General features: G+C 68.4%; 5 protein-coding genes. 4 read left to right on the top strand and 1 reads right to left on the bottom strand.

The window, feature by feature from the left end; all coding sequences use genetic code 11:
* Positions 1 to 3: 3 nt before the first annotated feature.
* Genes gspN through HCU76_RS34875 form a run of 3 tightly spaced genes read left to right on the top strand, consistent with a single transcriptional unit; the run spans position 4 to position 4,534 of the window.
* Positions 4 to 816 carry a type II secretion system protein N gene (gene gspN / locus HCU76_RS34885; protein ID WP_371319953.1) on the top strand — a complete coding sequence of 271 codons (813 nt, stop codon included), beginning with the start codon at positions 4 to 6 and terminating at the stop codon, positions 814 to 816.
* Between the two features lie 7 nt (positions 817 to 823).
* Positions 824 to 3,127 (top strand): type II secretion system secretin GspD, encoded by a 2,304-nt coding sequence (gene gspD / locus HCU76_RS34880; protein WP_218511864.1) that lies wholly within the window; start codon positions 824 to 826, stop codon positions 3,125 to 3,127.
* A 15-nt stretch (positions 3,128 to 3,142) separates the two neighbouring features.
* Positions 3,143 to 4,534 carry a GspE/PulE family protein gene (locus HCU76_RS34875; protein WP_218511863.1) on the top strand — a complete coding sequence of 464 codons (1,392 nt, stop codon included), beginning with the start codon at positions 3,143 to 3,145 and terminating at the stop codon, positions 4,532 to 4,534.
* Between the two features lie 171 nt (positions 4,535 to 4,705).
* On the opposite strand, the gene HCU76_RS34870 is transcribed toward HCU76_RS34875, so the two are convergent.
* The gene (locus tag HCU76_RS34870; protein WP_218511862.1) at positions 4,706 to 5,272 is read right to left on the bottom strand and encodes an outer membrane protein assembly factor BamE; all 567 of its coding nucleotides are present in this window, start codon (positions 5,270 to 5,272) and stop codon (positions 4,706 to 4,708) included.
* Positions 5,273 to 5,372: 100 nt separating this feature from the next.
* On the opposite strand from HCU76_RS34870, the gene gspF reads away from it, so the two are divergent.
* The gene (gene gspF / locus HCU76_RS34865) at positions 5,373 to 6,605 is read left to right on the top strand and encodes a type II secretion system inner membrane protein GspF (protein WP_218511861.1); all 1,233 of its coding nucleotides are present in this window, start codon (positions 5,373 to 5,375) and stop codon (positions 6,603 to 6,605) included.
* Positions 6,606 to 6,607: the final 2 nt, after the last annotated feature.

Raw genomic sequence — 6,607 nt, 5'->3', positions numbered from 1 at the left:
GCGCTGAAGCCGCCGATGATCGTCCGCGCCAACGCCCTCTCCTCGCGCCCCGCCTCCGGTTGGCGCTGGGCCGTGCTTGGCGCATTGCTGGGCGGAGGGGTCGCGCTGGCGGCCTTTGCGCCGGCACGGTGGCTGGCGCAGGGGCTGCGCGAGGCCACCCATGGCCGGCTGCTGCTGGTGAACGCGCAGGGCACGGTCTGGAACGGCACGGCCGGCATGGTGTTCGCGAGCGGCCCGGGCGGCGCCCAGCCGGTGTCGTTGCCGGGCACGGTCGATTGGCGCCTGCGTCCTGCCTGGAATGGCGTGCAGGTCGCCCTCACGGTGCCTTGCTGCGCGGCCAGGCCGCTGGAATTCGACGCCCTGCCGCATGCCGACGGCCTGGAACTCGCTTGGCGCGACGGCCAGTCGCGCTGGCCGGCCGCCATGCTGACCGGCCTCGGCGCCCCGTGGAACTCGCTCAAGCCCGAGGGCATGCTCGACATCTCCACGCAGGCCTTCTCGATGCGCTGGAGCGGCCCCCAGCTCGCCTTGAGCGGGCGCGCCGCACTCAACGCCATGGACATCTCGACAGCCCTCTCGACGCTCAAGCCGCTGGGCAGCTACCGCCTGACGATGGAGGGCGGCACGCAGCCGACGCTGCTGCTCGCCACGCAGGAAGGCAGCCTGGAACTGAGCGGCAGCGGCCAATGGAATGGCCGCGCGCTGCGCTTCGACGGTGAAGCCCGTGCCGCGCCCGGACGCGAGGACGCGCTCTCCAATCTCCTGAACATCATCGGGCGGCGCGATGGCGCGCGCTCGCTCATTACACTGGGTTGATCCAACCATGAAGCACCCGTTTTCACACGGCGCTCGCATCGGCATCGTCGCGCTCGCCGCGCATCTGCTGTTCGCCACCTGCATGCCGGCCGCGTTCGCGCAGCAACAGCCGCTGAACCCCGACGCACCCCGCCGCGGCGAGCCGATCACGCTGAACTTCACCAATGCCGAGATCGAATCGGTGGCCCGCACGATGGCCGTGGTGACAGGGCGCGACGTGGTGGTGGACCCCCGCGTGAAGGGCACCATCACGCTGCAGACCGATCGTGCCATCGCGCCCGCCACCGCCTTCAACCAGTTTGCCGCCGCGCTGCGGCTGCAGGGCTTTTCTGTGGTCGAGACCGAGGGCCTCTACAAGGTCGTGCCGGAAGCGGATGCCAAGCTGCTGGCCAGCAACGTGACCACCTCGACCGGCGCCACGGCGCGCGCCGGCAGCAGCTCGATCGTGACGCAGGTGTTCCGCCTCAACTACGAATCGCCGAACAACCTGCTGCCGGTCCTGCGGCCCCTGATCCCGCCGAACAACACGATCAACGTGAACACCGGCAACAACTCGCTGGTGATCACCGACTATGCCGACAACATGCGCCGGCTTGGCCGCATCATCGCGGCGCTGGACGTGCCGAACGCCTCCGACATCGAGGTCATCCCGCTCAAGTATTCGGTGGCAACGGACCTGGTGCCGCTGGTGCAACGTCTCATCGATGGCGGCGGCGCAACGGGCCCGGGCGGCGCCCCTGGCGTGGCGCCCGGCACGGCGGATACGGCCTTTCGCACCACGCTGATCGCGGAGCCGCGCAGCAATTCGCTGATCCTGCGGGCAGCCAACCCGGCGCGTGCGCAACTGGTGCGCACGCTGGTGGACCGGCTCGACCGCGCGCCGATCGACACCACCAATGGCGCGGCCGGCAACATCTACGTGATCTACCTGAAGAACGCCGATGCCGTGAAGCTCGCAACCACCTTGCGCGCCGCCCTCGCGAGCGATGCGCGCGGCGGCAGCGGCGGACTCACCGGCGCAGGCGCCGCCGCGCTCAATCCGTCGGCGAACCAGGCCGGCCTCCAGCAGGGCGCGACACCGGCCACCACGCCGCTGAACAATTCCAACCAGCCTTCCACGGGCGGTCAGATCCAGGCCGACCCGGCCACCAACTCGCTGATCATCACGGCCAGCGAACCGCAGTACCGGCAGATCCGCGCGGTGGTCGACCGGCTCGACGGACGGCGGGCGCAGGTCATGATCGAAGCGCTGATCGTCGAGGTCAACGCGACCAGGGCGGCCCAGTTCGGCGTGCAGTGGCAAAGCGCGCTGGGCCAGAAGGGCGACACCAACGTGGGCCTGATCGGCACCAATTCCACCGTGACGGGCGCCAACATCCTGGCGCTGTCCGCGGCGCTCGCCGGCAGCGCACCCGTCGCGGCCTTGAGCACGCTGAGCGCCGGCCTCAATGTCGGCGTCGCGCACATGACGGCGGGCCAGTACATCCTGGGTTTCATCGCGAGCTTCCTGGCCAGCGACGGCGCGGGCAATGTGCTGTCCACGCCCAACCTGCTGACGCTGGACAACGAGGAAGCCAAGATCGTGGTCGGCCAGAACGTGCCCTTCCCGACCGGCTCCTACGCCAGCACCAACGGCAACACCTCGACCGTCAACCCGTTCACCACCGTCGAGCGCAAGGACGTGGGCCTGACGATGCGCGTGCGGCCCACGATCAACGAGAACGGCACGGTCAGGATGACGATCTTCCAGGAGGTGTCGAGCGTCGCGGCCGGCACGGAAACCGCGATCAACGGCCCGACCACCAACAAGCGCAGCATCGAGTCGAGCGTGCTGGTGGAAGACGGCAGCATCGTCATGCTCGGCGGCATGCTGCAGGACGACTATTCCACCAACACCGACAAGGTGCCGCTGGCTGGCGACATCCCGATCCTCGGCAGCCTGTTCAAGAGCGAGAAGCGCAGCCGCAACAAGACCAACCTGATGGTCTTCCTGCGCCCCACGGTGATGCGCGATGCCGCCGCCACCGACGCGTTCTCCGCCGACCGCTACAACACCATCCGCTCGCTGCAGCTGAGCAACCAGCCCGAACCCAGCTTTACGATGAAGTCGGTCGACCAGTCGGCCATCGTCCCGCCGCTGAATTCGACGTCGCCAACGCCCCAGGTCTCGCCGAACCAGCGCATCGAAGGCACGCGGCTGGTGCCGCCGCCGATGGCGCCCTACTACGACGGCCGCCGCCTGGACAGCGGCCCGTTGAGAGGCGCGCTGCCGCCCACGGCCGACCCGGCTTCGGCGCGCGAGTTGCCCTAGCAGACGAGTTCCCGCATGCGCTACCCCCTCCCCTACGCATTCGCGCGCAGCCAGCAGCTGTTGCTGGAGCAAGGCGACGACGGCAACGCCACGCTGTGGATGCCGCAGAACCCGCCGCGCAGCGCGCTCAGCGAGGTGGTGCGCAAGTACGCCGTGACGGCCTTCGAGCCGCTCGCGCCGCACGAACTGGCGCAGCGCATCAGCGCGGCCTATGCGATGGGCGAATCGAGCGCGGCTTCGGTGGTCAGCGAAGTGCAGGGCGATGCCGACCTGGCGCGCATGATGCAGGAGCTTCCGGCCGTGGAAGACCTGCTGGAGAACGCCGGCGACGCGCCCATCATCCGCATGCTGAACGCGCTACTGACGCAGGCCGCGCGCGACGGCGCCAGCGACATCCACATCGAACCGTACGAGCGCACGTCCTCGGTGCGCTTCCGCATCGACGGCACGCTGCGCGAGGTGGTGCAGCCCAACCGCGCGCTGCATGCGGCGCTGATCTCGCGGCTGAAGATCATGGCCGACCTGGACATCGCCGAAAAGCGCCTGCCGCAGGACGGGCGCATCAGCTTGCGCATCGGCACGCGCGCGGTCGACGTGCGGGTGTCGACGCTGCCATCGGCGCACGGCGAGCGCGCGGTGCTGCGGCTGCTGGACAAGAGCGAAAGCAAGCTCACGCTCGAGGCGGTGGGCATGCAGGGCGACACGCTGTCGCGCTTCGAGAGCCTGATCGGCCAGCCGCACGGAATCATTCTGGTGACCGGGCCCACCGGCTCGGGCAAGACCACCACGCTCTATGCGGCGCTGGGGCGGCTCGACGCGGCGCGCAGCAACATCATGACTGTGGAAGATCCGATCGAATACGAGCTGGGCGGCGTGGGCCAGACGCAGGTCAACGCGAAGATCGACCTGACCTTCGCGAAGGCCCTGCGCGCCATCCTGCGGCAGGACCCGGACGTGATCATGATCGGCGAGATCCGCGACTTCGAGACCGCGCAGATCGCCATCCAGGCCTCCCTCACCGGCCACCTGGTGCTGGCGACGCTGCACACCAACGATTCGGTGAGCGCGGTGACGCGGCTCACCGACATGGGCGTGGAACCCTTCCTGCTGAGTTCATCGCTGCTCGGGGTGCTGGCCCAGCGGCTGGTGCGCAAGGTGTGCCCGGTGTGCAGCGGCACCGGCTGCGACGCCTGCGGCCAGACCGGCTACCAGGGACGCACCGGCATCTTCGAACTGCTGGTGGCCGACGAGGTCGTGCAATCGCTGATCCACAACCGTGCGGCGGAAAGCCAGCTGTTCGTGGCGGCCGAGAAGGCCGGCTTGCGCTCGATGCGCGAAGACGGGGAACGGCTGGTGCAGGCGGGGATCACCTCACGCGCGGAGCTGTTGCGGGTGACGCGGGACTGAGGGCCGCCGAATTCGGGAGCGGATACCGTACGCAGAGGACGCGAAGGTTACGCGAAGGACGCGAAAGAAGACAAAAGAAGAATCAAGAAGTCTTCTTGGAATTCCCTTCGCGGAACCTTCGCGTCCTTCGCGGCCGGATGTCCGTTTTCGCAGCGCACCCGGCGCATCCGATCAATCCACGTAGACAAGAACCCTGGTCTGCGGATCCGTCTCCACGCCGGTCACCCTGCCGGCCTTGTCGAAGTTCACCGTGTACCCGCCGAAACTGCTGATCCACATGCGCCAGATCGGAACGTCGAGGTTGGGGTTCTCGCTGCTGATCGGCCAGCCCACGGCCATCGCGACCTGCTCGCGCGTCATGCCCTTGGTGATGCGCGCGGACTTGATGGCTTCGCGGATCTTCGGCGAGTAGCCGGCGATCTTGCGGGACGGGTCTTCTGCGACCACCCAGCGCTTCGCAAAGGCGCCCAAATCGAGGTCGCGGCTGTAGTCGTTGCCGATGGCCTGCTTGCCGCCGTTGACTTCCACAAGCACCCGCTGCCGACCGTAGCCGGTCACGCGGACCGGCGTGCCGGCCGGAACGATGCGCTTGCCGCTCTCGGCATAGTTGGCGTCGCTCATCCAGCTGCCGTCGGTTCTCAAATTGCAACAGAGGTATCCGTCGAATGTCTCCTGGGCATGCGCGCCCAAAGAGAGTGCGCCCAGCAGGGCGGCGCCGGCGATGGATCGAAGCAACATGACAATAACTCCTTGGGTCGCGGTGGCGGGGCGCATGGCGGGAGCGTGGGGTGTGCCAAGCATCGACAATGCGGCTTCGCGCATTTTGCCGATTACGAACATGCCCGCCTATTCCTTCGAAGCCATAGACCCTCAGGGGCAGTCCCGCAAGGGCGTCCTGGAGGCCGACACCGCGCGTGCGGCGCGCGGGTTGCTTCGCGCGCAGAAGCTGATCCCGATCGAGGTCACGTCCGTCGCCAGCCAGAGCGCCGGTTCGCCCAGTCCCGCCGGCTTGCAACGCTGGTTCGGCGGCGCCCGGGTCTTCAGTGCCAGCGGCCTGGCCGTGTGGACGCGGCAGCTCGCCGGGCTGGTGTCGTCCGGTCTCACGCTCGAACGCGCGCTGACGGCGTTGACCGAGGAATCGGAGACCGAGCCGGAGCGCAACCTCAACGCCTCGCTGCGGGCCGAGGTGAATGCGGGCTCGTCCTTCGGGCGCGCGCTGGCCCGCCACCCGCGCGAGTTCTCGCTGATCTATTCGTCGGTGATCAGCGCCGGCGAGCAGACCGGCAACCTCGGCATGGTGCTCGAACGCCTGGCCGACGACCTGGAGCAACGGCAGGCCCTGCAGCAGAAGCTGGTAGGTGCGGCGCTCTATCCCGCCATCGTGACCCTGGTGGCCATCGTGATCGTGATCTTCCTCGTGACCTACGTGGTGCCGCAGGTGGCCAACGTGTTCGCCGGCACCAAGCGCGCGCTGCCGTTTCTGACCTCGGCCATGCTGGCCATCAGCGGCTTCGTGCGCGACTACGGCTGGGTGATGCTGATCGCGATCGTGCTGATCGTCATCGGCGCCCGCGTCGCGCTGGCCCAGCCCGACTTGCGCCTCAAGTTCGACGCCGCCTGGTTGAAGCTGCCGCTGGTCGGCAAGCTCTCGCGCGGCTACAACGCGGCGCGTTTTGCCAGCACGCTGGCGATGCTGGCGATGGCGGGCGTGCCGATCCTGCGCGCCTTGCAGGCGGCGGCGGAAACGCTCGGCAACCACGCCATGCGCGCCGATGCGCTCGATGCGCTGGTGCTGGTGCGCGAGGGCGCGCCGCTGGCCTCCGCGCTGGCGCAGAAGAAGCGCTTCCCCGGCATCGTGCCGATGTTCGCGCGGCTCGGCGAACAGACCGGCCAGCTGCCGCAGATGCTGCAGCGCGCCGCCAACCAGCTCGGCGCCGACGTGCAGCGCCGCGCGATGCACCTGGCGACGATCCTGGAGCCGCTGCTGATCGTGGCGATGGGCGCGGTCGTGATGCTGATCGTGCTGGCGGTGCTGATGCCGATCATCCAGCTCAACCAATTCGTGAAGTGAAG

The organism is Variovorax sp. dw_308, from assembly GCF_019207085.1.
In the GTDB taxonomy this organism is placed as follows: Bacteria; Pseudomonadota; Gammaproteobacteria; order Burkholderiales; family Burkholderiaceae_C; genus Variovorax.
This window is presented reverse-complemented; position numbering and strand designations above follow the sequence as displayed.

What these genes read in the sequence shown, in the direction of transcription:
- HCU76_RS34870 (WP_218511862.1), bottom strand. Translation starts at nt 5,272, where the DNA reads ATGTTGCTTCGATCCATCGCCGGCGCCGCCCTGCTGGGCGCACTCTCT.
- gspD (WP_218511864.1), top strand. Translation starts at nt 824, where the DNA reads ATGAAGCACCCGTTTTCACACGGCGCTCGCATCGGCATCGTCGCGCTC.
- gspF (WP_218511861.1), top strand. Translation starts at nt 5,373, where the DNA reads ATGCCCGCCTATTCCTTCGAAGCCATAGACCCTCAGGGGCAGTCCCGC.
- HCU76_RS34875 (WP_218511863.1), top strand. Translation starts at nt 3,143, where the DNA reads ATGCGCTACCCCCTCCCCTACGCATTCGCGCGCAGCCAGCAGCTGTTG.